The 26,168-nt window shown below is 71.6% G+C and carries 26 protein-coding genes; 3 read left to right on the forward strand and 23 right to left on the reverse strand.

Annotated features, from left to right (window positions below):
- The 4 genes from VN461_00660 to VN461_00675 form a co-directional block, all read right to left on the reverse strand.
- The coding region (locus tag VN461_00660; protein HXB53267.1) for a CoA transferase subunit A at nucleotides 1-756 on the reverse strand (756 nt) is incomplete at its 3' end.
- A 49-nt stretch (nucleotides 757-805) separates the two neighbouring features.
- Nucleotides 806-1,567: a prephenate dehydrogenase/arogenate dehydrogenase family protein gene (locus tag VN461_00665; GenBank protein ID HXB53268.1), complete on the reverse strand. Its 762-nt coding sequence runs from the start codon at nucleotides 1,565-1,567 to the stop codon at nucleotides 806-808.
- Entirely contained in the window at nucleotides 1,564-3,168 is a 1,605-nt protein-coding gene (locus VN461_00670; protein ID HXB53269.1) for a hypothetical protein, read from the reverse strand. The genes VN461_00665 and VN461_00670 overlap by 4 nt, the downstream gene beginning before the upstream one ends.
- A complete protein-coding gene (locus VN461_00675) occupies nucleotides 3,156-3,929 on the reverse strand; it encodes an ABC transporter ATP-binding protein (protein HXB53270.1) in 774 nt (257 codons plus the stop codon). Before VN461_00675 ends, VN461_00670 begins: the two co-directional genes overlap by 13 nt.
- 164 nt (nucleotides 3,930-4,093) lie before the next feature.
- On the opposite strand from VN461_00675, the gene VN461_00680 reads away from it, so the two are divergent.
- Nucleotides 4,094-5,968, forward strand: coding sequence for a glycoside hydrolase family 13 protein (locus VN461_00680; GenBank protein HXB53271.1), 1,875 nt, complete (start codon nucleotides 4,094-4,096; stop codon nucleotides 5,966-5,968).
- A gap of 369 nt (nucleotides 5,969-6,337) precedes the next feature.
- Nucleotides 6,338-7,030 (forward strand): PilZ domain-containing protein, encoded by a 693-nt coding sequence (locus VN461_00685; protein ID HXB53272.1) that lies wholly within the window; start codon nucleotides 6,338-6,340, stop codon nucleotides 7,028-7,030.
- Here VN461_00685 and aroF read toward each other — a convergent pair.
- The 19 genes from aroF to aroE all read right to left on the reverse strand — a co-directional run bounded on the left by aroF (nucleotide 7,027) and on the right by aroE (nucleotide 24,856).
- On the reverse strand, nucleotides 7,027-8,076 hold the full coding sequence (gene aroF, locus VN461_00690; protein HXB53273.1) for a 3-deoxy-7-phosphoheptulonate synthase: 1,050 nt from the start codon (nucleotides 8,074-8,076) through the stop codon (nucleotides 7,027-7,029). The two genes, VN461_00685 and aroF, sit on opposite strands and share 4 nt — an antisense overlap.
- Nucleotides 8,077-8,090: 14 nt before the next feature.
- Nucleotides 8,091-8,429 carry a chorismate mutase gene (gene pheA / locus VN461_00695; protein ID HXB53274.1) on the reverse strand — a complete coding sequence of 113 codons (339 nt, stop codon included), beginning with the start codon at nucleotides 8,427-8,429 and terminating at the stop codon, nucleotides 8,091-8,093.
- 68 nt (nucleotides 8,430-8,497) lie between these two features.
- On the reverse strand, nucleotides 8,498-9,274 hold the full coding sequence (trpA, locus tag VN461_00700) for a tryptophan synthase subunit alpha (GenBank protein ID HXB53275.1): 777 nt from the start codon (nucleotides 9,272-9,274) through the stop codon (nucleotides 8,498-8,500).
- A complete protein-coding gene (gene trpB, locus VN461_00705; GenBank protein HXB53276.1) occupies nucleotides 9,271-10,503 on the reverse strand; it encodes a tryptophan synthase subunit beta in 1,233 nt (410 codons plus the stop codon). The genes trpA and trpB overlap by 4 nt, the downstream gene beginning before the upstream one ends.
- Nucleotides 10,500-11,132, reverse strand: coding sequence for a phosphoribosylanthranilate isomerase (locus VN461_00710; GenBank protein HXB53277.1), 633 nt, complete (start codon nucleotides 11,130-11,132; stop codon nucleotides 10,500-10,502). The genes trpB and VN461_00710 overlap by 4 nt, the downstream gene beginning before the upstream one ends.
- On the reverse strand, nucleotides 11,129-11,926 hold the full coding sequence (gene trpC / locus VN461_00715) for an indole-3-glycerol phosphate synthase TrpC (GenBank protein ID HXB53278.1): 798 nt from the start codon (nucleotides 11,924-11,926) through the stop codon (nucleotides 11,129-11,131). The genes VN461_00710 and trpC overlap by 4 nt, the downstream gene beginning before the upstream one ends.
- Nucleotides 11,923-13,491, reverse strand: a complete 1,569-nt coding sequence (locus VN461_00720) for a bifunctional anthranilate synthase component II/anthranilate phosphoribosyltransferase (GenBank protein ID HXB53279.1) — start codon at nucleotides 13,489-13,491, stop codon at nucleotides 11,923-11,925. Before VN461_00720 ends, trpC begins: the two co-directional genes overlap by 4 nt.
- On the reverse strand, nucleotides 13,488-14,942 hold the full coding sequence (trpE, locus tag VN461_00725; GenBank protein HXB53280.1) for an anthranilate synthase component I: 1,455 nt from the start codon (nucleotides 14,940-14,942) through the stop codon (nucleotides 13,488-13,490). Before trpE ends, VN461_00720 begins: the two co-directional genes overlap by 4 nt.
- A complete protein-coding gene (gene hisIE / locus VN461_00730; GenBank protein ID HXB53281.1) occupies nucleotides 14,939-15,553 on the reverse strand; it encodes a bifunctional phosphoribosyl-AMP cyclohydrolase/phosphoribosyl-ATP diphosphatase HisIE in 615 nt (204 codons plus the stop codon). The genes trpE and hisIE overlap by 4 nt, the downstream gene beginning before the upstream one ends.
- Nucleotides 15,550-16,332 carry an imidazole glycerol phosphate synthase subunit HisF gene (gene hisF / locus VN461_00735; protein ID HXB53282.1) on the reverse strand — a complete coding sequence of 261 codons (783 nt, stop codon included), beginning with the start codon at nucleotides 16,330-16,332 and terminating at the stop codon, nucleotides 15,550-15,552. The genes hisIE and hisF overlap by 4 nt, the downstream gene beginning before the upstream one ends.
- The gene (gene hisA, locus VN461_00740) at nucleotides 16,326-17,045 is read right to left on the reverse strand and encodes a 1-(5-phosphoribosyl)-5-[(5-phosphoribosylamino)methylideneamino]imidazole-4-carboxamide isomerase (protein HXB53283.1); all 720 of its coding nucleotides are present in this window, start codon (nucleotides 17,043-17,045) and stop codon (nucleotides 16,326-16,328) included. Before hisA ends, hisF begins: the two co-directional genes overlap by 7 nt.
- On the reverse strand, nucleotides 17,042-17,671 hold the full coding sequence (gene hisH, locus VN461_00745) for an imidazole glycerol phosphate synthase subunit HisH (GenBank protein HXB53284.1): 630 nt from the start codon (nucleotides 17,669-17,671) through the stop codon (nucleotides 17,042-17,044). Before hisH ends, hisA begins: the two co-directional genes overlap by 4 nt.
- Complete coding sequence (gene hisB, locus VN461_00750) at nucleotides 17,668-18,261, reverse strand: imidazoleglycerol-phosphate dehydratase HisB (protein HXB53285.1); 594 nt, start codon at nucleotides 18,259-18,261, stop codon at nucleotides 17,668-17,670. The genes hisH and hisB overlap by 4 nt, the downstream gene beginning before the upstream one ends.
- Nucleotides 18,258-19,352 carry a histidinol-phosphate transaminase gene (gene hisC, locus VN461_00755; GenBank protein HXB53286.1) on the reverse strand — a complete coding sequence of 365 codons (1,095 nt, stop codon included), beginning with the start codon at nucleotides 19,350-19,352 and terminating at the stop codon, nucleotides 18,258-18,260. The genes hisB and hisC overlap by 4 nt, the downstream gene beginning before the upstream one ends.
- Entirely contained in the window at nucleotides 19,349-20,638 is a 1,290-nt protein-coding gene (gene hisD, locus VN461_00760) for a histidinol dehydrogenase (protein ID HXB53287.1), read from the reverse strand. The genes hisC and hisD overlap by 4 nt, the downstream gene beginning before the upstream one ends.
- Entirely contained in the window at nucleotides 20,635-21,252 is a 618-nt protein-coding gene (gene hisG / locus VN461_00765; protein ID HXB53288.1) for an ATP phosphoribosyltransferase, read from the reverse strand. The genes hisD and hisG overlap by 4 nt, the downstream gene beginning before the upstream one ends.
- Nucleotides 21,249-22,364 (reverse strand): ATP phosphoribosyltransferase regulatory subunit, encoded by a 1,116-nt coding sequence (hisZ, locus tag VN461_00770; GenBank protein HXB53289.1) that lies wholly within the window; start codon nucleotides 22,362-22,364, stop codon nucleotides 21,249-21,251. Before hisZ ends, hisG begins: the two co-directional genes overlap by 4 nt.
- A complete protein-coding gene (locus tag VN461_00775) occupies nucleotides 22,365-23,384 on the reverse strand; it encodes a ThiF family adenylyltransferase (GenBank protein HXB53290.1) in 1,020 nt (339 codons plus the stop codon).
- Nucleotides 23,381-24,856, reverse strand: coding sequence for a shikimate dehydrogenase (gene aroE / locus VN461_00780; protein ID HXB53291.1), 1,476 nt, complete (start codon nucleotides 24,854-24,856; stop codon nucleotides 23,381-23,383). The genes VN461_00775 and aroE overlap by 4 nt, the downstream gene beginning before the upstream one ends.
- 528 nt (nucleotides 24,857-25,384) lie before the next feature.
- Here aroE and VN461_00785 point away from each other — a divergent pair.
- On the forward strand, nucleotides 25,385-26,168 hold a 784-nt coding region (locus VN461_00785; GenBank protein HXB53292.1), incomplete at its 3' end, for a carboxypeptidase regulatory-like domain-containing protein.

Below are 26,168 nucleotides of genomic sequence, written 5' to 3' on the forward strand. Positions count from 1 at the left end.
CTTCATCTCGAGGGCGGCCCGGCGCACGATGCGCTCGCGCTTGCTGTCGACCTCCCCCCCGCCCTGGCCGCGGAGCGTCCGCTTCTCGATCCTCTTTTCGTATCTCGGGCCCTGGAAGATCCGCTTCACGAAGATGCCGGGGGTGACGACCGCGTCGGGGTCGAGGGACCCCTCCGGCACCAGCTGCTCCACCTCCGCGATGGTCGTGCGCGCGGCCATGGCCATCACGGGGCCGAAGTTGCGGGTGGTGCGGCGGAAGACGAGGTTGCCCAGGGGATCGCCCTTCCAGGCCTTCACGAAGGCGTAGTCCGCGCGGAGGGCGGTCTCGAGGATGTGGGGCCGTCCGCCGAACCAGCGCACCTCCTTGCCCTCCGCCACCAGCGTGCCGTAAGCGGTGGGGGTGAAGAAGGCCGCCACCCCCGCCCCTCCCGCCCGCATTCGCTCCGCGAACGTGCCCTGGGGGTTCAGTTCCACCTCGATTTCGCCCGCCAGCGCCATCTTCTCGAAGAGCTTGTTCTCTCCCACGTAGGTCGCGATCATCTTTTTCACTTGACGGTTCTGCAGGAGGAGGGTGATCCCGAAGTCGTTCGTCCCCGCGTTGTTGCTCATGAGCGTGAGGTTCTTGACCCCCCGGTCCCGAAGAGCGGCGATCAGGTTCTCGGGAATGCCGCAGAGGCCGAATCCCGAGATCATGATGGAGGCGCCGTCGGGGATGTCCTTGACGGCCGCGGCCGCGTCCTTCATCACCTTGTTCACAAAAAAGGGGCTCCTGAAAGCCTGGGGGCCTGTCGCCAGTCCGATAGTATCAAGTTCGGGTCGCGCCCCGCAGGGCCTTCAGGGCGCGCGCGACCTCGGCCCGGTTCTGGCCCAGGATCTCGCGCCAGAGCGGGCGCGGGCTTCTGGCCAGCCGGGTCATGTCCCGGAAGCCCGGGCCCGCGAGCTGGAGGTGGCGGGCGGCCACGGGGTCGTGGCGGACGGCGTCCAGGAGGGCGAAGGACACGACCTGGGGGAGGTGGCTCAGGAAGGCGAGGGCGCGGTCGTGGTCGCGCACCGAGATCGTCACCGGCCGGGCCCCCACCGCGCGCACCAGCGCGCGCACCCGAGAGAGGGCGCGGGTGCCCGGCGGCGTGGGAGTGAGCGCCCAGGCCCGTCCGCGGAAGAGGTCGGCGGAGGCGGCCGCGAATCCCCGTCCCTCGGTCCCCGCCACGGGGTGGCCGCCCACGAACCCACCGAGGCCCAGCCGCCGCGCCAGCCCGCAGATCGGCCCCTTCACGCTGCCCACATCGGTGATCACCAGGCGGCGGGGCGACGCTCGGGCCGCCAAGCGCCGGAGGAGGGTCAGGTTGGCACGGGGGGGCGCGGCCAGCACGACCACGTCGGCGCGGCGGGCCGCCGCCTCCGGGGTGGCCATGGTCTCCGCGACCGCCCCCTGCGCGCGGGCGCGCCGCCTCACTCCCGGCCGGTCCACGCCCAGCACCCGGTATCCCGCCCGGGTCAGGGCGCGGGCCAGGGATCCGCCGATGAGCCCCAGACCGACGATGGCCACCACCGGCCTGCGCCTCCTCACTCTTCCCCCAGCACCCGCCCCAGGAGGTCGGGCTCGCGCCTCTGGAGGAGGCGGGCGGCCGCGCCCAATAGGGTCGCGTAGATGGCGGCGGCGCCAGCCAATGCGAGGGGCAGGGTCAGCAGCCAGAGCCTTTCCTCCCCCAGGAGGAGGGGCAGCCAGGCCAGGAAGGAGAAGGGAGAGGAGACGAGGAGCGCGCCCATCATCAAGGCGGCGGCCACGGCCGCCGCGCCCAGGCCGCGGCCCCCGGAGACGGGGCCGTAGGGGTTCCTCCCCGGCGCGGGCACCGCCACCGGGAAGAGGATGGAGAGAAAGTTGTCGACCCCCGCCCCGATCAACATGGTCAGGAGGCCGACGGTGGCCACGGGAGCGGCGAGCGGGGGCGGCGCGAGGAGAACCGTGGCCAGGAGAAGGAGGAGCAGGCTGGGCAAGCGCAGCAGGATGACTCCTGCGTTCTTGGCCGCCAGCACCCTCCAGCGTGGCACGGGAAAGCCGACGAGCAGGATCAAGCCCCGCCGCTCGAGGGCGAAAGCGTTGGCTCCAAACGTGGAGAGGCCGGTGAGGGAGGCGAGAGCCAACAGCGCAGCAGGGGCCACGCGGCCGGCGGAGCCCTGCCAGACGAGAAAGAGCAGGAGGAGGGGCCCCACGAGACTGGTGAAAACCACGGCTTTGAGCCGGGGGTCGCGCCAGGTCACCCGCAGGTCCTTCTCCAGGAGAGCGCCGAGGTCACCCGAAAAGAGCATGGGTGCCGGGGCCCCGGCCGCCCGAGCGGGAGCACTCCCCAGTTCCAGCTCGCCCCGGTAGATCCGCCGCGCGAGGGATGCCGAGAGGAACACCGCGCCCAGGAGCCCCCCGCCCGCCGCCGCGACGTAGAAGAGGAAGGGAAGGGCTTCCCCGCGCCCGGCGTGGACGGCGGCCCGCAGTCCCCAGGCGAAAGGGGAGACGGCAAAGAGGTCGGTGGCCACCACGAAGCGCAGGAGGCCGGCCAGGCTGCGGCCCCCGCCGGCCATGAAGAGGAGGGGGAGGAGGCTGAGCAGGAAGCCGAGCCCCAGGCCGAAGAAGAGGGCCCGGTCCTGGAGCCTTCGGTTGCGGGCCAGGCCCTGGAAAAGGAGGCCCATGACCTGGGCCGCGGCGAGCACGAAGAGGTAGGCGAGGGCCACCCCCGCCCCGCAGAGCGGAAGCGAGCCGAGGCCACCCGCTACGGACAGGGTCAGGGACAAGAGCAGGGGGATCTGGGTCAGGACCATGGGCTGGAGCAGGTTCGCGCCCAGGGACGCCACCACCAGCAGGGGCAAGGGGATGGGGAAGTGAAGCAGCCGTGACAGGTCGTGGGTCTCGCTGAAGGCCACGCCGGCCAGAAGCGGGGAGAGCGTCCAAAAGAGGCCGAGCAGGGTCGCCGCCGCAGAGACCACGGGCAGCACCGCCTCCGGCTGCCGGTTCTCCAGGAGGCGGAGGCCGAAGTAGGTGAAGAAAGAGGCGAGCCCCGCGAAGAGGAGCAGACCGGGAACCGCGAGCAATAGGCCCAGGATTCGCTCCCGGGCCCCCAGCAACGCCCGCACGTCCATTCGCCAGCGCAGGACGATGAGCGCGATCAGCCGATCCACGAGAGGTCCTGGCGGTGGACGTCCGCCGCCACCAGTTTGAGGAAGACGTCTTCCAGGCTCGCGTCCTGGCCCACCTCACGCTGGGCGCGGATCTCCGGGAGAGTCCCTTGGGCCACGATCCGCCCCCGATCGATGATCGCCACCTCGTCGCAGAGCCTCTCCACCACGTCGAGGACGTGGGTGGTGAAGAAGAGGGTCACCCCCTTCCGGGTCAGCCGCTGCAGGAGGTCCGTGACCACCCGCGCGGAGACGGGGTCGATCCCGTTCAGGGGCTCGTCCAGGAACAGGACCCGCGGGCTGTGGATGAGGGCGGCGGCCAGGGCCAGCTTCTTCTTCATGCCCTGCGAGTAGTCCACGATCAGCTTGGAGCGGTCCTCGGTAAGGCTCAAGAACTCGAGGAGCTCCTCCGTGCGCTTCTGGGTCTCCGCCCGGCCCAGGCCGTACATCCGCCCCGCGAAGTGCAGATACTCCTCTCCCGTCAGCCTTTCGTAGAGGGGGAGCTCCTCGGGCAGGACTCCGATGATCCGCTTCACCCCCAGCAGGTCCTTGCTTAAGCGGATCCCCTCCAGAACTGCATCGCCCGCGGTCGGGCGCAGGAGACCGGTGAGCATCTTGATGGTCGTGCTCTTGCCGGCGCCGTTTGGCCCCAGGAAGCCGAAGAAGCGCCCCCCGCCTACCCGGAAGGACAACCGGTCCACGGCGGTCGTCTGGCGGAAGACCTTGGTCAGCCCCTCCACCACGATGGCGTCGCGGACGCTCATGGCCCGACAGTTAACACTTTATCGGGACCGTGCTCAACCAAGCCGCGGTGCGGTTTCCGGCTTCGGCTCTCATCCACCCTCTCCTCGCCCCCAGTCTCCCCCACCCTCCTTGACCCCCTCCCTCCAAGGCCGTACGCTCCCGCGCAGGGAGCGGAGGAACCGCGATGGCGAAGCGTCGGGGGCTTGCCGGCCTGGTCGGGATGGGCCTTTGGCTGGCTGCTTCCACGCGGGCGGAAGCTCCCCCCGGCCTGCGCGCGGGCCCCCCCGCCTGGGCCGCGGACGCCGTCTGGTACCAGGTCTTTCCCGAGCGCTTCCACAACGGCGATCCCCGCAACGACCCCCGCCCCGCGGACCTCCGCGGCGCTTGGCCCCATGACCCCATCCGTGACTGGCGTCTCTCCTCCTGGACCGGGGACTGGTACAAGCTGCAGCCCTGGGAGAAGGCGAACGGGCGGGACTTCTACTACAACGCTCAACTCCGGCGCTACGGCGGGGACCTCCAGGGGGTCATCGACAAGCTGGACTACCTCCAGAGCCTGGGGGTGACCGCGATCTCGCTCAACCCCATCTTCGAGGCGCCCTCCCTCCACAAGTACGACACGACGTTCTACCACCATGTCGACAACAACTTCGGACCCGATCCCGAGGGGGACCGACTGATCTGGGCCACCGAGAACCCGCTTGAACCCTCCACCTGGAAATGGACCGCCGCCGATCGGCTCTTCCTGCGCCTGGTGCAGGAGTGCCACCGGCGACAGATGAAGGTGATCCTGGACGGGGTCTTCAACCACGTGGGCCTCACCTTCTGGGCCTTCCGGGACGTGCGCACGAAGCAGGCGCAGTCGAAGTACACGGGCTGGTTCGTCATCGACCGCTTCGACGATCCCCGGACCCTCGCCGACGAGTTCGACTACCGGGGCTGGGCGGGGGCGCGGGAGCTGCCGGAGCTGCGCAAGGAGGGGGACACCTTGGCCGCGGGACCGCGCGACCACCTCCGGGCCATCGTCAAGCGGTGGGGCGATCCCAACGGGGACGGCGACCCCGCGGACGGGGTGGACGGCTGGCGGTTGGAGGTGGCGCAGAAGGTCCCCCACGGGTTCTGGCGCGAGTTCCGCAAGTGGGTGCTCGCCATCAACCCCGAGGCGTACTTGACGGGCGAGGTCTGGTGGGAGGACTGGTCCGCCAACAAGATGTGGAACCCCGCGCCCTGGCTCAAGGGGGACGAGTTCGACGCGGTATTGAACTACCGGTGGGCGGATGCGGTCAAGGCCTTCTTCATCGATCGTCAGAGTCCGATCAGCGCAACCGAGTTTGACGAGCGCCTGGCCACCCTGCGCGCCGACGGCCCCCCTCCCACCAACCTTGCCCTCATGAATCTGCTCGACAGCCACGACACCGACCGCCTGGCCTCCCAGATCGTGAACCCGGATCGTCCCTACGGGCACGCGCGGGGCCCCCGGGACGATCCCTCCTACGACGTGCGCGCCCCCCGCGCCGAGGAATGGCGTCGGCTCCGCCTGGTGGCGGCCTTCCAGTTCGCCTACCTGGGCGCCCCCATGGTCTATTACGGCACCGAGGCGGGGATGTGGGGTGGGGAGGATCCCGACGATCGCAAGCCCATGGTCTGGAAGGAGCTGCGCTACGAGGACGAAGCGACCCACCCCTTAGGCCAGGCGCGCCGGGCCGACCCCGTGCGCTTCGACGAGGAGCTCTTCAAGTACTACCAGAGCCTCGGTCACATCCGCGCCACCCAGGCCCCCCTGCGCCGGGGCACGTTCGAGACGGTGCTGGCCGACGACGCGCGCCGCGTCTACGCCTTCGTGCGCGCCCTGGAGGACGACCGGGTCCTGGCCGCGTTCAACGCCTCCGATCGCGAGCAGGCGCTGGAGCTGCCCTTTCCCCTGCCCGCGCGCGACCTCCTCTCCGGCCGCCGCTACAAACCGCGGGGGGGCAAGACCGCGCTGGCCCTTCCCGCCCTGGGGGCGGCCCTGCTCGCGTCCGAAGCGGGCGCAACTCCTCTCAGCGCAAGCCCACGTTGACCCTGCCCTAGCCACCGACCGGCTGGCTCGGCGGAGGATGACCCGCACGCTGTAGTTGCCGGCTCGGCGATGGACATGGTCGGCGCTGAGGTGCCGCTCGAGGGTCGCTCTCGGCTCGAAGGGGGGGCCGTCCGCCTCGCAGAGGTTGCGGTCTCCGTCGTCCCAGTCCCACTCCAGGAGGGGGGCAGGAGGAAAGTCCTCGGCGGCCTCCCCCCCGAGCTCCGCGATGTCGACCACTCGCCGGGGTGCGAGCCCTACGCGCGGGCGCGCCCGTGCGGCGGGTCGCGCCTAAAGTGTGCTAGGGTGGGTCATCTTTTTCCAGTGGACGCGCGGGATCCCGCCCTTTCCGAATCGGGGGACCCAAACCGGATGGTAGAAGGGAAGCGCCCGGATCGCCGCAAGGAAGCGCGCATCGCGCTGCACGTGCCGGTGAAAGTGCAGGGCCGCAGGGGCGACGGCGCGACCTGGGAAGAGATGACGAACAGCGAAGACGCCTCCATGGCCGGGATCTCATTCCGGCTCCACGAGTCCGTGCGGATCGGCCAGGCCCTTCATCTCGCCATGCCCCTCCCCAAGCGGCTGCGCCGCCATGATCTCACCGACCCCTCCTACCACGTTTACGGGCTGGTGCGGAGCGTGGGCTCGGGCAACCCCCCGCGGGTGGGCCTCATGTTCCTGGGCAAGCACCCGCCGCGGGGGGAGACCTCGCTCCCCAGCGGCATCTTTCTGATGCCGAACGACCCCCGGCCCGACGAGCGCCGGCGCTTCCCCCGGACGGAGTCGCGCCTGGGGCTGAAGCTGCGGCGGACGAGCGTCCCCGGCCCGCTCGTGGAAGAGCAGACCTACGCGGAAAACCTGAGCAAATGGGGGGCCCTCGTGAAGACCTCCCTGCCCGTGGCCAAGGGGGAGATGGTGGAGGTCGAGAACCTGGAGGGCACCTTCCACACCCGGGCGGAGATCCGCAACGTCTCCATCGGCGCCGACGGCCAGCCCCGGCTGAACCTGCTCTTCCTCGACCACCCCACCCCGGAGGGCCTCCTGCCCCCGGAGCCCGCCCCCTAGCCGCCCGACGGGGCCGGGATCTTGGCCAGGGGCAGGGTGCGTCCCAGGACGGGAGCGATGACCCGGAGCTCCCCCATGAGCCGATCGAACTGGTCGGGGTAGAGGCTCTGCGCCCCGTCGGAGAGGGCCTTCTCGGGCTCGTTGTGCACCTCGATGAGCAGCCCGTCCGCCCCCGCCGCCACCGCCGCCCGCGCCATGGGAATGACCTTGTCCCGGCGGCCGGTGCCGTGGCTGGGGTCCACCAGGATCGGCAAGTGGCTCCGCTTCTTGACCACCGGGATGGCGGAGATGTCGAGGGTGTTGCGAGTCGCGTTCTCGAAGGTACGGATGCCGCGCTCGCAAAGGATGACCTGGCCATTGCCCCCGGCCAGGACGTACTCCGCGGAAAGCAGCCACTCCTCGATGGTCGCGGAGAGGCCGCGCTTCAGGAGCACGGGCCGACGGACCCGGCCCAGCTCCTTGAGAAGGTCGAAATTCTGCATGTTGCGCGCCCCCACCTGCAGGCAGTCCACATAGCGCAGCATCATCTCGATCACCCGCACGTCCATGACCTCGCTCACGACGGCCAGGCCCAGCTCATCCGCCGCGTCCCGCATCCAACGCAAGGCTTCCTCACCGTGCCCCTGGAAGGAATAGGGCGATGTGCGCGGCTTGAAGGCCCCCCCCCGCAGCACCTTGGCCCCCGAGGTCTGCACCGAGCGGGCCACGGACGAAACCTGTTCCCGCGTCTCCACCGAGCACGGACCGGCCATCACGATGACCTCCGGCCCGCCCACCGGGATCCCCGCTATGTCCACCACCGTGTCCTCGGCCTTGAACGTGCGCCCCACGAGCTTGTAGGGTTCGGAGATCTTGACCACCTCCCGCACCCCGGGGATGAGCTCGAGGGCGCGGGGATCCACCGACCGGCGGGGGGAACCCACCGCCCCTAGCACGGTGTGGCTGACTCCAGTGGACCGGTGGACGTCGTAGCCCACGTCCACCAGCGTCTGGATGACTTTCTGAACTTGCTCCTCCGTCGCCGTCTGCTCCATCACGATGACCATGGGCTCACCTTTAATTAGTCGGGCCTCTCCGGCCCCTCCCCCCCCTGTCCTTCGTCGGCGTCCTCGCGGGGGGGGACCCCGCGGCGGTCCCCGCCCAGCCGCTCCAGTCGCCGGCCTTCGTCGATGATCCTCTCGAAGACCCTCCTCACCGCCAACGCATCGAGGGGGCCCGGGTTCTCGCGCATCAAGCGTTCGAGGATCCAGGCTTCCCGCTCCGGGGAATAGACGGGCAGGCCCAGCACCCGCTTGATCTTGCCGATCTCGACCGCGCAGGCGGAACGGCTGTTGAGCAGCCCCATGAGCTGGTCGTCTATGGCGTCGATCCGACGGCGCCAGGCTTCGATCTCGGCCATGCTTCCCGGACCGGTCGGAGCCGGGATAGTGGCCCCGTCCCCCTCCCTCCCCGGTTCGGACGCCGCGGTTAGATCGCGCTTTTCAGCCATCGCACCTGCCCCCCGAGGTCTCCCTCCGGGTGCTCCTCCAGGAAGCGCACGAGCGCGCTGCCCACCACCACCGCGTCCGCGACCGCGGCCGCGGCCGCCACCTGCTCGGGGGTGGAGATCCCGAAACCCAAGGCCACCGGCTCCGCGGTCAGGGCCTTGATCCGCTTCACCAGCGGTCGGGCGTCATCGGAGAGCGCGCTCCGTTCCCCGGTGACCCCTGTGCGGCTCACCGCGTATACGAACCCGCGCGAGGCCTCCGCCACCCGGCGGAGCCGCTCCTCCGGGCTGGTGGGCGCGGCCAGGAAGACGGTGTCGAGGCCGGCGGGCCGGGCCGCCTCCAGCCAAGGGCCGGCTTCTTCCGGGGGGAGGTCCGTGACCAGGACGCCGTCCACTCCCGCCGCGCAGGCCTCGCCCACCACGCGGGCGAGCCCGTGCCGCAACAGGGAGTTGAAGTAGCTGAAGAGAAGCAGGGGGATTTCGCTCCTCCGGCGGATGCCGCGCACCGCCTGAAGCACCGCGGGCAGGGTGGTGCCCCGGGCCAGCGCCCGCTCGCTCGCCCGCTGGATCACGGGACCGTCCGCGAGGGGGTCCGAGAAGGGTACCCCGAGCTCAAGCACGTCGACGCCCCCTCCCTCCAGGGCCAGCGCGGCCTCGACGGTGGCTTCCAGGGAGGGATCCCCGGCGGTGATGAAGGCCACGAAGGCCTTGCCGCCCCCCCTCCGCACCCGGTCGAACCGCTCGCCAATGCGGGTCATGACGAGGGGGGGCGTCGTCCCTCACCGCCCTCCGTCGCCCGCGCGCCGCCCCCGGCGGGGAAGCGCTCCAGAATGTCCAGATCCTTGTCGCCCCGGCCGCTCAGGTTCACGATCAGGAGCCGGCCGCGCAGGGAAGCGGCCTCGCGCGCGACAAAGGCCAGGGCGTGCGACGACTCCAGGGCGGGCAGGATCCCTTCCATGGCCGAGAGCAGGTGGAAGGCGGCCAGAGCCTCTCCATCGTTGGCCGACGTGTAACGCACCCGCCCCTCGTCGTGAAGAAGGGCATGCTCGGGTCCGACCGCGGGATAGTCGAGTCCCGCGGAAACGGAGTGGGTGGGCAGGATGTTCCCCGCCCCGTCCTGCAGAAGGTAAGTGAACGTCCCCTGGAGCACGCCCGCGGAGGCGCTCTTGGCCAGGAATCTCGCCGCGTGGTCGCCCGGAGCCCCCGAGCGGCCGCCCGCCTCCACACCCACCATCTCCACGCCCTCGTCAGCGAGGAAGGCGGAGAAGAGGCCGATGGAGTTCGAGCCGCCCCCCACGCAGGCCACGAGCAGGTCGGGCAAGGCTCCGGCCTGGGCCAGGATCTGGGCCCGCGCCTCGTCCCCGATCACGGACTGGAAGTCTCGCACCATCATGGGATAGGGATGGGCGCCCAACACCGAGCCCAGCAGGTAGTGGGTGTGGCGCACGTTCGTCACCCAGTCGCGCATGGCCTCGTTGATCGCGTCCTTCAGGGTTCGCGCGCCGGAGTCCACCCCGCGCACCTCCGCCCCCAGCAGCTGCATCCGCCGGACATTGGGGGCCTGGCGGCGCATGTCTTCCGTACCCATGTAGACGACGCACTCGAGTCCCAGGAGCGCGCAGACCGCGGCCGTGGCCACCCCGTGCTGCCCGGCCCCCGTCTCCGCCACCACCCGGGTCTTGCCCATCCGCTTCACGAGCAGGGCCTGACCGAGGGCGTTGTTGATCTTGTGGGCTCCGGTGTGGCAGAGGTCCTCCCGTTTCAGGTAGACGCGGCAGCCCAGCCGCTCCGAGAGCCGGGAGGCGAAGCCCAAGGGCGTGGGCCGGCCCACGTAGTCGCGCAGACGCTCGGTCAGCTCCCGGCGGAAGGCAGGATCGCGCCGCGCCTCCGCGTATGCCGCCTCCAGCTCGCGCAGCGGCTCCATGAGCGTCTCCGGCACATAGCGCCCGCCGTAGGGCCCAAAATGCCCGGCTGAATCCGGTCTCATCCCTCCGCCCTCCGCACCGCTTCCACGAAAGCGCGCACGCGCCGCGGATCCTTGCGGCCGGGCGCGGACTCCACGCCGCTCGAGACATCGACCGCGTGCGGGCGCACGACCGCGATCGCCTCCGCCACGTTCTCGGGGGTGAGGCCACCCGCGAGCATGAGGAACCCCATCCTCTCCCTAAGACCCTCCGCCCGCGACCAATCAAAGCTCCGGCCCGTGCCCCCGGGCGCGCCCCCCCCTTGGGTGTCGAGGAGAAGGCCCGCCGCCCGTCCCTCGTAAGGCCGGGCCATCTCGGGGGAGAAGCCACCCCCCACCCGGAGCGCCTTCAGGGCCCGGCGGGTCAGACCCGCGAACGCTTCCGGCGGCTCGTCTCCGTGGAGCTGCAGCAGATCCAGGCCTGCCGCGTCCGCGGTCGTGGCCAGGGTCTCCCGGTCGGCATCGACGAAGACCCCCACCCGCCAGACGAAGGGGGGCAGCTCCGCCCCGATCCGGCGGGCGGTCTCGGGGTCCACCCGCCGGGGGCTCCCCGGCCAGAAGACGAAGCCCAGCGCGTCCGCTCCCGCCTCCACCGCGAGCCGCGCGTCCGCGGGAGAGGTGATGCCGCAGATCTTGACCAGGACGCGCGTCACGCCGCCCTCCCCGCCCGGATCAGCGCGGCCAGGGCCGACCCCGGGTCCGGGGCCCGCATGAGATGCTCGCCGACCAAGAAGGCGTCGAACCCCGCCTCGCCTAGGCGCCTCAGGTCGGCGCCGGTCTTTATCCCGCTCTCCGCCACCGCGAGCACGTCGTCCGGGATGCGGGGGGCAAGGCCGAGGGCGGTCTCGAGCGAAACCTCCAGGGTCTTGAGGTCACGGTTGTTCACGCCCACCAGGCGGGCCTGGGCCCTCAGGGCACGGTCCAGCTCGGTGGCGTCGTGGACCTCAACGAGCGCGTCCAGGTTCGCCTGCGCGGCCGTGCCGAGCAGCCCCAGGAGCTCGGGGTCGGAGAGGGCGGCCGCGATCAGGAGCACCGCGTCCGCCCCCGCGGCGCGAGCCTCCCAGACTTGGTAGGGATCGACCACGAAGTCCTTGCGCAGAGTGGGAAGGGAGGTGGCGCCCCGGGCTTGGCTCAAGTCTTCGAGGCGGCCCCCGAAGAACTCCGGCTCCGTGAGGACGGAGAGGGCAGCCGCCCCGGCCGCCTCGTAGGCCCGGGCCACCGTGGAGGGTGCGAGGTCTTCGCGGATCGCGCCCTGCGAGGGCGAGCGGCGCTTGAACTCGGCGATAAGGCTGGGCTCGCCGGGGCGCGCGAGGGCGCGGGCGAAGGAACGGGGCGGCCCCGGGGTGGGGGCCGTGGCCAGCAGGCGGTCGAGGGGGCAGCGGAGCCGGCGCTCCTCCACGCGGGCCCGGGTCCGGACCAGGATCTCGCCAAGTACGCTCCCGCTCATGATCGGGAGATCTCCCCGACCCGGTCCAGGAGGGCGGCCGCGCGCCCGGCGTCGATGGCCTCCGCCGCTTGGCGCACGCCTTCACGCAGATCGGCCGCCCGCCCCGCCACCAGGAGGGCGGCGGCGGCGTTGAGCAATACCACGTCGCGGCGGGGGCCCCGCACCCCGGCCAGGACCTCGCGGGCGATGGCGGCGCTCGCGCGGGGGTCGCCCCCCCGCAAGCTCTCGGCGTCCCCGCGGGCGAGGCCCGCATCCTCGGGCGCCACCCGGAAGGTCCGCAGGCCCTCCGCTTCGAGAGCGGTGACGGTGGTGGGGCCGGCCAGGGTCAGCTCGTCGAGGCCGGAGCCGTGGACCACCCAGGCCCGGCCCACCCCCATGCGCTGGAGGCAGCGCGCCATGAACTCCGTGAGCTCGGGCCGGGGCACCCCCACCACCTGGGCGGTGGGCCGCGCGGGGTTGGTCAGGGGACCGAGCAGGTTGAAGGCGGTACGGACGCCCAGCTCCTTGCGCGGACCCACGGCGTGGCGGGTGGCGGCGTGGAAGCCGGGGGCGAAGAGAAACGCCCAGCCCGCCTCGTCCAGGGAGCGCTGCACCGCCGCCCGCGGGGCGTCGATGCGCACGCCCAGGGCCTCCAGCACGTCCGCGCTGCCGCAGCTCCCGCTGGCGGAGCGGTTGCCGTGCTTGGCCACGGGCACCCCGCAGGCGGCCACCACCAGGGAGGCGACGGTCGAGATGTTGAAGGTGCCCGCGCCGTCGCCCCCCGTTCCGCATGTGTCCAGAGCACCCGCGGCGAGGATGGGCAGCGCGCGGTCGCGCATGGCGCGCGCGAACCCCACCACCTCGTCCTCGGTCTCCCCCCGCGCGGCCAGCCCTGCGAGGAGGGCCCCGATCTGGGCGGGGGTGGCCTCCCCATCCATGATGGTGGCCATGGCTGCCCCCGCTTCCCCCTCCGAGAGCCGCTCCCCGCGCGCGACCTTGGCCAGGTGGCGCCCGATGCTGACCCGGGCCCCCACGCCCAGGAAGTTGCGCAGGAGGTCCTTGCCGGCCGCGGTCAGGATGCTCTCCGGATGGAACTGCACGCCCTCCAGGGGGAGCTGGCGGTGGCGCAAGCCCATGACCACCCCCCCGTCGGCCCAGGCTGACACCTCCAGGCAATCGGGCACGCTGTCCGGGGCCACGACCAGCGAGTGGTAGCGCGTGGCGGTGAGGGGGTTGGGCAGGTCGGTAAAGAGGGTCCGCCCGTCGTGGCGGACCTCCGACGTCTTGCCGTGCATGAGCTTGGGCGCGCGGACCACGCGGCCACCGAAGGCCTGACCCAGGGCCTGATGGCCGAGGCAGACCCCCAGGAGGGGCACCCGGATCCGCCGGATGAGCTCCAGGCTCATGCCGGCCTGGTCCGGCGTTCCCGGCCCGGGCGAGATCACGACCTTCTCGGGGCGCAGGGCCAGAGCCTCCTCCGCGCTCAGGGCGTCGTTGCGGATGACCCGAACCTCCGCCCCCAGCTCGCCGAGGTACTGGTAGAGGTTGTAGGTGAACGAGTCGTAGTTGTCGATGAGCAGGATCATGGGAGCCCCCCCGCGCGGCCCAGGGCCTCGAACATGGCCCCCGCCTTGGCCTCCGTCTCCCGCTCCTCCGCCCCGGGGTCGGAGTCGGCCACGATGCCGGCCCCCGCTTGCAGGGTGGCCCGGCCTTCCCGGAAGACGAGGGTGCGGATGGCAATGCAGAAGTCCAGGTTCCCGCGCAGGTCGAGATAGCCGAGGGCGCCGCCGTACAGCCCGCGCCTCGCCGGCTCCAGCTCATCGATGATCTCCATGGCCCGGATCTTGGGGGCGCCGGAGAGGGTGCCCGCGGGGAAGACCGCGGCCAGGGCGTCCAGGGCGTCCTTCCCCTCCCCCAGCTCGCCCACCACCGAGCTCACGATGTGAGCCACGTGGCTGTAGCGCTCCACCTTCATGAATTCGGGCACCCTCACGCTCCCGAACCGGCAGACGCGCCCGAGGTCGTTGCGACCCAGGTCGACGAGCATGATGTGCTCGGCCCGCTCCTTCTCATCCGCCAAGAGCTCGCGGGCCAGCGCCTCGTCGCGGGCCGCGGAATCGCCGCGCGGCCGCGTGCCCGCGATGGGCCGGGTTTCCACCTGTCTGCCCTCGACCCGCACCAGCATCTCCGGGGAGGCCCCCGCCACCGTAGTCTCGCGGTCCTTGAGAAAGTACATGTAGGGCGAGGGGTTCACCATGCGCAGGGCGCGGTAGACCCGGAAAGGGTCGAGGTCGCAGGGGACGGTCTGCTGCCGGGAGAGCACGACCTGGAAGATGTCGCCGGCCGCAATGTACTCCTTGGCCCGCTGCACGGTCTCCCGGAAGGAGGCTCCGTCGCTCAGAGCCGCCGGATGCGGGATCCCGCCCGCGCTCGCCTCCGCGCCCGGCCGCCTCTGCCAGCGCAGGTCTTCCTCCAGCCCGTCCAGCACCTCCTGGGCCTGGGCGAAGGCGCGACGGCTGCCGGGCTCGGTGTCCACGATCAGCACCAGGCGTTGTTGGACGTGGTCGAAGGCTACGAGGGAGCGGTAGAAGGCGAAGGAGGCCAGGGGGACGTCCGTGGGTGCGTGCCGGTCGGGAATCCGCTCGAAGAGGCGCACCGCGTCGTAGCTCAGATAACCCACCGCCCCCCCCGTGAAGCGGGGGAGGCCCGGGATCTCGGCAGGGGGCGCTCCCAGGCGCGCGCGCAGGGCCGCGAAGAGACCGCGGGGATCCACCTTCTCCGAACCCCCCTCCCGCACCCAGACTTCGCGCCCCCGCACCTCCAGGGTGGCCAGGGGATCGCGGCCCAGGAACGAGTAGCGGGCCAAGCGCTCGCCCCCCAGCACGCTCTCCAGCAGGAACGCCCGCTCGGCGCGGGCAGAGAGGGCGAGGAAGGCGGAAACCGGGGTCAGGGTGTCGCCGGGGACCTCGCGGAACACGGGGACGGGCCCCCCGCCCGCGGAGAGCCGCTCGTAGTCGTCGAAGGCCAGAGACTTCAAGGCCCGCTCCTTCTCTTCCGGAGCACTCCCATCACCTCCGCTACCGGCACTCCCCGCTGGGCGAGCACGACCAGGAGGTGGAAGAGAAGGTCCGCCGTCTCCTCGGCCAGCCGAAGGTCGCTCTCCCCCTTGGCCGCCAGCACCACCTCCGTGGCCTCCTCCCCCACCTTCTTGAGGACGTGGTCGAGCCCTTTGGCCAGCAGGCGGCCGGTGTACGAGCCCTCGGGAGCGCTCCGCGCCCGCTCCGCGATGACGCGCGCGATCTCTTCCAAGATTCCCGCCCCGCTCGGCCCCTCCTCCCCGAAGCAGGTCCGCGAGCCGGTGTGGCAGGTGGGGCCGGAGGGCTCCACCACCATGAGGAGGCTGTCCCGGTCGCAGTCCGTCCGCACCTCGCGCACGGTCAGCACGTGCCCCGAGGTCTCGCCCTTCTTCCAGAGGGCACCGCGGCTTCGGCTCCAGAAGTGAGCGAGACCCGTCTCCCGCGTCCGGTCCAGGGCCTCCTGGCTGGCGTAGGCCACCATGAGCACGTCGCCGCTGCGATGGTCTTGGACCACCACCGGGATCAAGCCGTTCGGGTCGTAGGTGAGCCCGTCCGGGATGGCGAGGCTCACGACCGCACCTCGATTCCGGCCGCCTTCAGCTCCGCCTTGGCCTCGGGGATGCGGACCTCGCCAAAGTGAAAGATGGACGCGGCCAGGGCGGCGCTCGCCCCCCCCTCGCGGAGGACCGCCCCTAGGTGGGCCACGGAGCCGCAGCCGCCGGAGGCCACCACCGGCACCCGGACCGCCTCCACCACCGCCCGCGTGAGGGCGATATCGAAGCCGTCTTTGGTCCCGTCGCGGTCCATGCTCGTGAGCAGGATCTCCCCCGCCCCCCGCTCGGACCCTTCCCGCGCCCAGGCCACGGCGTCCCGGCCGGTGGGGGTGCGCCCCCCGTGGACATAGACCTCCCAACCCCGGGCCGGACCCGCGGGCGGCGCGGCGGCCCCGCCGCCGCGCGCGTCGATGGCCAGGACCACGGCCTGGGAGCCGAAATGCCGGGCCAGTCTCTCCAGCAGGGCGGGGTCGTGGACGGCGGCCGTGTTCACCGCCACCTTGTCCGCCCCCGCGCGGAGCAGCGCGTCCGCATCCTCCAGCGACCGCACCCCACCCCCCACCGTGAAGGGGAGGAAGACGGTGTCCGCCACGCCCCGGACCATCTCCAGCACGATGGGCCGGGCATCGGAGGAGGCAGTGATGTCGAGGAACACGAGCTCGTCCGCCCCCTCCGCGTCGTACCGGGCCGCGCACTCCACGGGGTCCCCGGCGTCGCGCAGGGCCACGAACTGCACCCCCTTGACCACCCGGCCCCGGTCCACGTCCAGACAGGGGATGAGCCGCTTGGCTAGCATGCCGCGCTCGCCGCGTCCCCCAGGGTAAACCGGCCCTCGTAGAGGGCCTTCCCCACCACGACCTCATCCACGCCCAGAGAGGCTAGGGTCCGGATCTTTCGCACGTCCTCCACCGTCGAGACTCCCCCCGCCGCGGTAATGCGCAGGCCGCTCCCGCGGGCGAGCTGCTCGATGGCATAGAGGTTGGGGCCGACCAGCATGCCGTCCCGCACCACGTCCGTGTACTGGAGGCGGGGGACGCCCCAGGATTTCACCTTTGCCGCCAGGTCCAGCACGTCCACGGTCGTGATCTCGTTCCAGCCCGCCACCGCGACCTTCCCGTTTCGGGCGTCCACCGCCACCGCCACCGACTCCGGCCAGAGACGCGCCGCCTCCTGGACCACGCCCGGACGGGCGATGGCCGCGGTCCCGAAGATCACCCGGTCCGCTCCGCGGTCCTTGTAGCGCATGGCGTTCTCCAGCACGCGCAGGCCGCCCCCCACCTCCACCGGGATCTCCACGGCGGCGATGATCTCGCCCACCGCCTCCGTCTGGGGCTTGCCTTCGATGGCGGCGTCGAGGTCGACCACGTGGATGCGCTGCGCACCCTCCGCCTCCCACCGGCGGGCCACGTCCGCGGGATGGTTGCCGTACACCGTCTCCTCCTGCAGCCGACCCTGCTTCAGGCGCACTACCCGCCCCCCGCGGATATCGATGGCGGGAACGACGATCATGCGCTTCTCCGGCGGCCGCTCGCCGCGGGCAGAGAGCGGACGAAGTTCTCGACCATGCGCAGGCCCACGGCTTGGCTCTTCTCGGGGTGGAACTGCACGCCCAGGACGCTCCCGCGGGCCACCACCGCGGGAAAGTCAACCCCGTAGTCGGAGGTGGCCACGACCACGTCCTCGCCGGCGTCGCAGAAATAGGAGTGGACGAAATAGACGTGAGCGCCGTCCGGGATCCCGTCCAGGAGGGCATGTGCCCGCCGGGGATGCAGGGAGTTCCAGCCCATGTGGGGAACGGGGAGCTCGCCCGCGAAGCGCCTTACCCGGCCGGGGAGGAGACCGAGACCCGCGTGCTGCCCGTGCTCCTCGCTCTCCTCGAAGAGGAGCTGCATCCCGATGCAGATGCCCAGCAGCGGGGTCCCCGCTTCCGCCATCTCCCGGAGCACGGGCACCAGCCCGCGCTCCCGCACCCCGTCCATGGCGGCCCCGAAGGCCCCGTCCCCGGGGAGGACCAGGGCCTCCGCCTCCCGCAGAGCCGCGGGGTCCCCGGAGAGCACGGTCTCCGCCCCCACGTGGCGGAAGGCCTTGATGACGCTTCCCAAGTTGCCGAGGCCGTAGTCGACGATCGTGATCACAGGCTTCCCTTGGTGCTGGGCACGCCCTTCACCCGCGGGTCCAGGGCCACGGCCATGGCCAGGGCCCGGGCCGAGGACTTGAACAGGGTTTCCGCGATGTGGTGGGCGTTCCGACCCCGGATCACCTCCAAGTGCAAGTTCAGCCGCCCGTGGTCGGCCAGGGCCCAGAAGAAGTCCTCGAACAGCTCGGTGGGCATGTCCCCCACGCGCTGGGCCTTGAAGCCCGCGTCGTAGTGCAGGAAGGGCCGCCCCGAGAGGTCCACCACGCAGCGGGAGAGGGCCTCGTCGAGGGGGATGTAGGCGTGGCCGAAGCGCACGATCCCCTTCCGGTCCCCCAGGGCCTGCAAGAGCCCGTCCCCGAGCGCGATCCCCACGTCCTCCACGCTGTGGTGGGCGTCCACGTGCAGGTCACCCTTGCACCGTACGTCCAGATCGAAGTGGCCGTGGGTGGCAAACGCGGTCAGCATGTGGTCCAGGAAGCCGACGCCGGTGGCGATGCGGGATCGGCCCTGGCCGTCAAGGTCCAAGGCCAGCTGGACGTCCGTCTCCCGGGTCTTCCGCTTGACAACCGCCTTGCGCGCGCGCATCAAAGCCTCCCCGCGTGGGCCCCCGCCGCGCGGAGGGCCGCGGGCAGGGCCTGAAGGAACGCCTCGTTTTCCGCCTCGCTGCCCACGCTCACCCGCAAGCAGCGGGCCAGCCGGGGGTAGGAGGTGACATCTCGCACCAGGATCCCCTGGCCATAGAGCGCCTCGAACACGGCCCGGGGGTCGGCGTCCCGAAGCTCGATGAGGACGAAGTTGGCGCGGGAGGGATAGACGCGCAGGCCGGGAAGGGACCCGAGCCGGGCAGCCATCCGCTCCCGCTCGACAACCAGCCGCTTCACGGTCAGCTCGAGGAGGGGATAGTCGTCGATAGCGGCCATGGCCGCGGCCTGAGAGAAGAAGTTGATGTTGTAGGGCAGCCGCGCCTTGTTGATCTCGCGCGTGAGCTCGGGCGAAGCCAGCAGATAGCCGACCCGGAGGCCGGCCAGGGCCATGGCCTTGGAGAACGTGCGCAGGACCACGAGGTTGGGATGTCGGGCGAGCAGGGGAGCCACCGACTGGCCCGCGAACTCGTGGTAGGCCTCGTCGATCACGACCAGACCGTCTCCCTCCTCGCACAGCCGGGAGACCTCGCCCGGGTCGAGCACCCCCCCGGTGGGGTTGTTGGGGGAGCACACGATGGTGAGCGCGGCCTGGCTCCCCCGGCGCGCGGTCTGGAGGGCGGTGGGGTCGTACTCGAGGTCGGGCCCGAGTCCCACCCGCACCGCCTCCCCGCCCAGAATGCCGGTCAGGAGCGCGTAGAGCGTGAACGTGGGCTCCGGGATCACAACCCGCGTCCCCGGACCGACCGTCACCAGGAGCAGGGCTTCGATCAGCTCGTTGGAGCCGTTTCCGGCCAGGATCCCATCCGCCCGCCAGCCCGCGAATTCGGCCAGCTTCGCGAGCAGCGCCTTCGGGTCGAATTCGGGGTAGCGCGACCAGGGCCGGGAGAGCGCCCCCTCCAGCACCCGCCTCTTCACGGACTCGGGCAGGTCGTAGGGGTTTTCGTTCTGGTTGATCTTGACCGGGGCCGAGCGCGCGGCCAGCGTATAGGCCGCGACCTGGCGCACCGCGGGCTTGATGTGCCGCAGGGGGTTCACGACTCGAACCTCGTCAGAACGCTCCGCGCGTGGCCGGGAAAGCCCTCCGCCCGCGCCACCCTCACCACGCCCTCCGCAATCCGCCGCAGGCCGGACCGGGTCAGGCGCACCCGGCTCTGGCGCCGTTGGAAGTCGCGGACGGAGAGGGGCGAGGCGTGACGGGCCGCGCCCCCCGTGGGCAGGACGTGGTTGGGGCCCACGCCGTAGTCGCCCGCCGCCACCGGAGCCCAGGGGCCCACAAACACCGCCCCCGCCACCAGCCGCCGGGCCACCAGCCCCGCCCGCCGGGTCATGACCTCCACGTGCTCGGGAGCGAGGGCGTTCACGGCCGCCACCCCCTCCTCGGTGTCGCGCACGAGCACGACCGCGCCCTGGCCCTTTAGGGCCCGCAGCGCGGCCGCGGGGTTGGCCACTCCGGACAGCCCCGCCGCCACCAGCCGCCGGGCCTCCGTCCCCAGGGCCCGCGATGACGTGACCAGGACCACCGTCTCCCCCCCGCTGCCGTGCTCGGCTTGGGCCAGCAGGTCGGCCGCCACCAGACTCGCCTTCGCGGTATCGTCGGCCAGAACCACGACCTCGCTCGGGCCCGCGTCGTGGTCGATCTCCACCTGGCCCCGCACCTGCCGCTTGGCCGCGGCCACGTACGCGTTGCCGGGGCCCACGATCTTGTCCACCGCGGGCACCGTGCGCGTGCCGTAGGCGAGCGCGGCCACGGCCTGGGCCCCCCCCACGCGGTAGACCGAGTCCTCGAGGCCTGCGAGCACGAGGGCCGCGGCTACCGCGGGGCTTCTCTCCAGGGTGCGCGGGGGCGTGACCACTGCGATCCTCGGCACCCCCGCCACGCGGGCGGGAATGGCGTTCATGAGGACGGAGGATGGGTAGGCGCCGGCTCCCCCCGGAACGTAGAGGCCCACCGAAGAGAGGGGGGCCACGACCTCTTCCAGCAGCGACCCGTCGGGCAGACGCATGCGGAAGCCGGACTCGAGTTGGCGCCGGTGGTAGGCCTCGATCTGCCCGGCCATGGCGCGCAGCGCCGCCACCAGCCCGCGGTCCGCGCCCCGAGCCCGGGCCCGGATCTCGCGGGCAGGAACGCGCAGGCGGCGGGGGTCGAGGCGCACCCCGTCCAGACGAGCGGTGAGGCGGACGAGGGCGGGGTCGCCCTCGCGCCGCACCGCGCGCAAGATGGCGGCCACGGCCCGCTCCACCGCCGGTACCCTCGCCCCGCCCCGGGGCAGTCCCGCGAGGTAGCGTCTCCATTCCGGGGTGCCGTAGCGCAGAGTCCTCACGGGGCGGCCGTCCTCAGGGCCTCCAGCAGGCCCGACACCTCGGCGCGGCGGGCGTGGTAGCTGGCCCGGTTCACGATCAGACGGGCGGAGGAGGAGGCCACCTCCGCCACCGACTCCAGGCCGTTCTCCTCGAGGGTGCGCCCGGTCTCCACCACGTCCACGATGCAGTCCGCGAGGCCCAGGCCGGGGGCGATCTCCACCGACCCCGCGAGCTTCACCACCTCCACGGACACTCCCTGCTCCAGGAAGTGGGCGGCGGTGACCCTGGGGTACTTGGTGGCCACCCGGAGGGTGGAGGCTCGGGAAAGGTCCGCCCCCGAACCCTTCCGTCGGGCCACCACCAACCGGCAGCGGCCGAAGCCGAGGTCTAGCGGCTGGTAGACGTCGCTGTCGCTCTCGAGGAGCACGTCGCGACCCGCTATCCCCACGTCCGCGACCCCGTGCTCCACGTAGGTGGGCACGTCCATGTCCTTCACGAACAGGAAGCGCAGCCCGTCCATGGCGACCACGAGACGTCGACCCTCCCCCTCCGGAAACGGCAGCCCCGCCTTGCGGAAGAGGGCCTCGGAGCCGGCGAGGAGCTTTCCTTTGGAGAGGGCGACGGTGAGGCTCATACCCCGCCTCCGTCACCGAATCGCACGCGGGCCCCCACCGACCGCCGCTCGCGAGCGCGGAGGAGGGACGCGCCCAGCCCGCCCCCGCCCACTGCTTCCGCGGCGGGCGCAGGGGGCACGGCCGCTCCCTGTCTCTCCAGCAGCAGGGCCACCCGGTCCAGCCCGAGCATGAAGCCCACCGCAGGCATGGGGCGGCCGAAGCGCGCGAGCAGGGCGTCGTAGCGCCCCCCGCCCCCCACCTCAAACCCCAGCCCGGGCGCGTAGACCCGAAAGACGAGGCCGGTGTAGTAGTCGAGGCCCCGGACCTCGCCCAGGTCGAGGACCAGCCGGTCCGCCAAGCCCGCCCCCCGAAGAGCCTCCACTACTACCGAGAGCTCTTCCACCGCTCCCCGCGCACAGGGCGAGAAGGCGAACGCTCGGCTCGCTTCCCCGAGCACGGAGACGTCACCCGCGAGCCCGGTCAGACGTACGACGGCCTCCGTCACCTGCGCGGAGGCGCCGCCCTGCGCGAGCACCTCGCGCACCCCCGCCGGATCCTTTCCCTCCACCCGCTCGCGCAGCGTGGCCAGTCGGGGGCCCTCTATCCCACTGCCTTCCAGAAGCCCGTTGAAGACACCCACGTGCCCGAGGGCGAGGACCCAGCCCGAAGCCCCCAGCGTCTCCAGGCATTCCGCGGCCACGGCCAGGACCTCCGCGTCGGCGGCGCGGCTCGCCCCCCCGAGGTGCTCCAGGCCCATCTGGAAGAGCTCGCTCTGGCGACCCGCCTGGGGCGGCTCGTAGCGGAGCACCTCTCCCGAGTAGTACAGCCGGATGGGGGCGGGCCGGCCGGACAAGCGGCCGGCGGCGATCTTGGCCAGGAGGCTCGTGAAGTCGGGACGAAGGGCGAGCAGGCTGCCGTCGCGGCCCACGAAGGAATAGGTCTTGGGGGCGAGGTCGCCCCCCGCGAAGACGTCCGCGTAGTCGTAAAGGGGCGGGATGATCTCCTGGTAGTCCCAGCCCTCGAAGACCGAGACCACCCTCTCCTCGATGGCCCGCCGCCGGCGGGCTTCATCGCCCACGAAGCACTGCACCCCGGGCGGGGCCTGGACCAGTCCGTGCGTGGCTCCGTTCATTCAGCTCCCCACGTACTTCGCGTAAAGGGTCCGGGCCTGGGCGGTGTCCTTCACCCCCTTGACGATGGCCCGTCCGTCCCCGAACACCACCAGCTCCGCGTCGCTCCCCCGGAAGCGCACCAGGTACTCGTTGGCCAACACCTCACCCGACTCCCGGAGGCGCGCGGCCAGGGCGGGGAGATCCACCGTTCCCCCCGCGCGCGGTCGCAGCTGGACCGCCTCGCGGCCGCAGAGCACGGCCGAGCCGCTGGTGCTCTCCCGCGACGCGTAGTCGTACTGCCCCGCGGTGCAGGCAGGGCACCAGGGCGCGCGGCCACGCAGGTCGGTTACCTCGAAGGTCCCGGCCCAGAGGTCCACGGCGACGATCCCCGGCAGGAGCGCGCCGGTCTGGCCGGCCAGCACCTTGAGCGCCTCCCCCGCTTGCACGCCCGCGATCACGTGGACGATGGGGGCCACAACCCCCGCGGTGTCGCAGGTGGGCCCGGAGCCGGGGTCCGGCAATCGCTCCAGAACACAGCGCAGGCAGGGCGAGTGGCCCGGCCGGACGAGGAGGGCGAGGCCGTAGGCGCCGACGCAGGCCCCGTAGACCCAGGGCACGCCCGCCCGCAGGCAGACATCGTTCAGGAGGAAGCGGGTCTCGAAGTTGTCCGTCCCGTCGAGGACGACCTGCGCGCCCCGCACCATCTCCTCCGCGTTCTCGGCGCAGACGTCGGCCACTATTCCGCGAACTTCCACCTCGGAGTTCAAGCGGCGGAGGCGGGCCTCCGCGGCCGCGGCCTTGGGCAGGCCCCGCGCGGCGTCCTCCTCCTCGAAGAGGGACTGGCGTTGCAGGTTGGAGGGCTCCACGTAGTCCCGGTCCACGACCGTGAGACCGCCCACGCCCGCGCGGACCATCATCTCCGCGAGCGAGGAGCCTAGAGCGCCGCACCCCACCACCAGCACCCGGGCGGCGCGGATCCGCTCCTGGCCGGCGCGGCCGATGCCGGGAAAGAGCTCCTGGCGCGAATAACGGCCGCTCATGACTCCCGCCCCGGGGGCGTCGCCCGAACGGCCTCGCGCATCACATCCGCGGGCGCCTCCGTTCCCGTCCACGTCTCGAACTGGGCGACGGCCTGGGCGAGAAGCATCTCCAGGCCGTCGATGGTCGCGCAGCCCGCGGCCCGGGCCTCGGCCAGGAGGGGCGTCTCCAGGGGGTCGTAGACCATGTCGAAGACCACCGAGCCCGGCCGGTGCAGATCGGCGGGTAACGGGCTCTGGCCGGGGAAGGCGGGGGAACCCACGGGCGTCGCGTTGATGAGCACGTCCCAGGAATGACGGGCCAGGCCTTCCCAGTCGTCGTGGGCGCAGCCCACCGCCGCCCCCACCGCCGCCGCCTGGCCGGGGTCGCGGGCGACCACCGTGACCCGCGCGCCCTTCCGGCCCAGGAAGAGGGCCGCCGCCCGGGCCGCCCCTCCCGCGCCAAGGACGAGGACACGCTTGCCCCGGATGTCGATCTTCTTCTTGAGGGGTCCCAGCACCCCGTGGCCGTCCGTGCTCGAGCCCTGGAGCAGGCCGTCCCGGACGACCACGGTGTTGACGCTGCCCGCGAGGGCCGCCGTCTCCTCCACCGCGTGCAGGTGGCGCAGGATGTCCATCTTGTAGGGCCGGGTCACGCTGAAGCCCGCCAGGTCCAGCGCGGGCAGGGCGGAGACAAAGGGCTCGAGCGCCTCCGCCTGCAATGGAATGTAGATGGCGTCCATCTGCCGGGCGGCGAAAGCCCGGTTGTGGAGGACAGGGGAAAGGCTGCGGGTCACGTCCGCGCCCAGAACTCCGTAGACCCGGGTGGCGCTCGTGACCTCGCGCACCCGATAGAGATCGGCCATGAGCGCGGCCGGGAGCTGGCCGGGCGCGGCCTCGCTTCCGAGCGAGGGGGCGGCGTAGGTAAAGGGAGCCCGGTAGCGCCCGGCCAGGAGGCGGGTGGGAAGACCCAGGGGACCCATGGCCACAGGCAGGAGGGGCTTGCCCCCTCCCCGGGCCACCCGCGCCGCCAGGTCCAGGAGGCGACCTACGTCCGCGATCGAGCGCGGCGTGACCGCGATTTTCACATAGTCCGCCCCCGTCTCCCCCATGGCTGTATACAAGCCGTCCAGGTCCGCGGGCGTGCCCTCGAGGTCGTGGTAGGAGACAACCAGCCCCCGCCCGGACATCTCGGCCATGACGTCCCGGAGCCCGCTCCGGTACTCCACGTCCACGTAGTCGTAGCCCCGCTTCACCGCCTCCAGCAAGGCCAGGCGTCGGCGGGGGTCCCCGTCGTACATGCGACCACCCTCGGAAGCGGCCCGGCAGGTAAAGAGGAGGGGCCGGGTCTTGGCCCGCAAGATGGTCAGAAGGTCGAGGTCGGTGACGAAATCGCCCCGGATCTCAAAGAGGTCGGCCGCCTCCGCGAGGTCGGCCATGCGGTCGATGACCGCCGCCGTCGTGTCCTCGGTCAGGCTCACGCAAATCTCGATCATGGCCGACCCAATCCAAAGCAAAAAAGCCTCTCCAGGGTTCCCTGAAGAGGCCTCCTTGTCCGTGCCCGATCCCCAGGGAACCCGCTCCGCTGCTGCGGTCGGGGCCCCCAGGCCCCGCCGCTACGGGTGGTAGCGGTGGTGACGAAACACGGGACGCCAGCGGCGCACCGGCCCGCCCTCTTTTCCCCTCCCGGCGTTCGTGGCGGGTATGTTCATCAGCGCGTTCCCGAAGCCAGATGGTAAGGAACCCGGCCCCGGGTGTCAAGCGTTCCTCCCCGCCTGCGCTTATTCGCCGCGCCCAAGCGCGTGCGTCTGTTGCCTGCGTGTCTTGACTCCATCGATCCCGGAAGGTAGGCTCCCCGTCGACACCCCGAGTGAAGACTTGCACCGTGAAGCGACGCGAGACCGGACCGCGGCCAGAGTTTCCCGCACCGGCTTTCCCGCAGCGGCCGCGAGGCTTTCGGACCCGCACGTGACACCGCCCCCGTCGTTGGCACTCCCCGACGTCCGGCGGGTAAGGAGAGACCCATGAGATTGCGACTGGCCTTGGCCGTTTGTCTCCTGAGCGCGGCCACGCTGAGCGCCCAAACGTTCCGCGGCGGCATCGTGGGAACCGTGACCGACACCACCGGGGCCGCCGTGCCCGGGGCCCTCCTCACCGCCACCAACGTGGGCACGGCTCTGAGCCGCACCGCCGTGACCGACCGCGAGGGCAACTACTTGATCCCCGAGATGCCCCCCGGGGATTGCACGGTCAGCGCCAGCCTCTCCGGCTTCAAGACCCAGACCGTCAGGGGACTACGGGTGGAGGTCTCTCAGACCCGACGCCTGGATCTGCAGCTCGCCCCCGGAGAAAAAACCGAGAGCGTGGAGGTCACGGCCACGCTGCCCCTGGTGGACACCACCCACAACACCCAGGGCGGCATGATCGAGGGCAAGCAGGCCTCCGAGCTTCCCATCAACGGACGCGACTTCACCCACCTGCTGAGCCTGGTGCCGGGGGCCACCTCCGACCCCGGGCAGGTCTCCGACTCCCCCGGCTCCTTCGGCTACTTCAGCGTCAACGGCAACCGCGGGCGGGCCAACAACTACCTTCTCGACGGCACGGACATGAACGACGGGTATCGAAATGATCCCGCCATCAACGAGGCGGGGGTCTTCGGAACGCCCGCCACCATCCTTCCCGTGGACGCGGTGGAGGAGTTCCCCATCCTCTCCGGGGCGGAGGCCGAATACGGGCGCAACGCGGGCGCGATCGTGAACATCGTCACCAAGTCGGGAACCAACGACCTTCACGGCAGCGCCTTCGAGT

The sequence above is a fragment of the Vicinamibacteria bacterium genome (genome assembly GCA_035570235.1).
Classification (GTDB): Bacteria; Acidobacteriota; Vicinamibacteria; order Fen-336; family Fen-336; genus DATMML01.

Bases quoted from the DNA above. Each gene is read 5' to 3' on its own strand.
- VN461_00675 (HXB53270.1), bottom strand. From the start codon at position 3,929: ATGAGCGTCCGCGACGCCATCGTGGTGGAGGGGCTGACCAAGGTCTTC.
- VN461_00680 (HXB53271.1), top strand. From the start codon at position 4,094: ATGGCGAAGCGTCGGGGGCTTGCCGGCCTGGTCGGGATGGGCCTTTGG.
- VN461_00685 (HXB53272.1), top strand. From the start codon at position 6,338: ATGGTAGAAGGGAAGCGCCCGGATCGCCGCAAGGAAGCGCGCATCGCG.
- aroF (HXB53273.1), bottom strand. From the start codon at position 8,076: ATGGTCATCGTGATGGAGCAGACGGCGACGGAGGAGCAAGTTCAGAAA.
- pheA (HXB53274.1), bottom strand. From the start codon at position 8,429: ATGGCCGAGATCGAAGCCTGGCGCCGTCGGATCGACGCCATAGACGAC.
- trpA (HXB53275.1), bottom strand. From the start codon at position 9,274: ATGACCCGCATTGGCGAGCGGTTCGACCGGGTGCGGAGGGGGGGCGGC.
- trpB (HXB53276.1), bottom strand. From the start codon at position 10,503: ATGAGACCGGATTCAGCCGGGCATTTTGGGCCCTACGGCGGGCGCTAT.
- trpC (HXB53278.1), bottom strand. From the start codon at position 11,926: ATGAGCGGGAGCGTACTTGGCGAGATCCTGGTCCGGACCCGGGCCCGC.
- VN461_00720 (HXB53279.1), bottom strand. From the start codon at position 13,491: ATGATCCTGCTCATCGACAACTACGACTCGTTCACCTACAACCTCTAC.
- hisF (HXB53282.1), bottom strand. From the start codon at position 16,332: ATGCTAGCCAAGCGGCTCATCCCCTGTCTGGACGTGGACCGGGGCCGG.
- hisA (HXB53283.1), bottom strand. From the start codon at position 17,045: ATGATCGTCGTTCCCGCCATCGATATCCGCGGGGGGCGGGTAGTGCGC.
- hisG (HXB53288.1), bottom strand. From the start codon at position 21,252: ATGAGCCTCACCGTCGCCCTCTCCAAAGGAAAGCTCCTCGCCGGCTCC.
- hisZ (HXB53289.1), bottom strand. From the start codon at position 22,364: ATGAACGGAGCCACGCACGGACTGGTCCAGGCCCCGCCCGGGGTGCAG.
- VN461_00775 (HXB53290.1), bottom strand. From the start codon at position 23,384: ATGAGCGGCCGTTATTCGCGCCAGGAGCTCTTTCCCGGCATCGGCCGC.
- aroE (HXB53291.1), bottom strand. From the start codon at position 24,856: ATGATCGAGATTTGCGTGAGCCTGACCGAGGACACGACGGCGGCGGTC.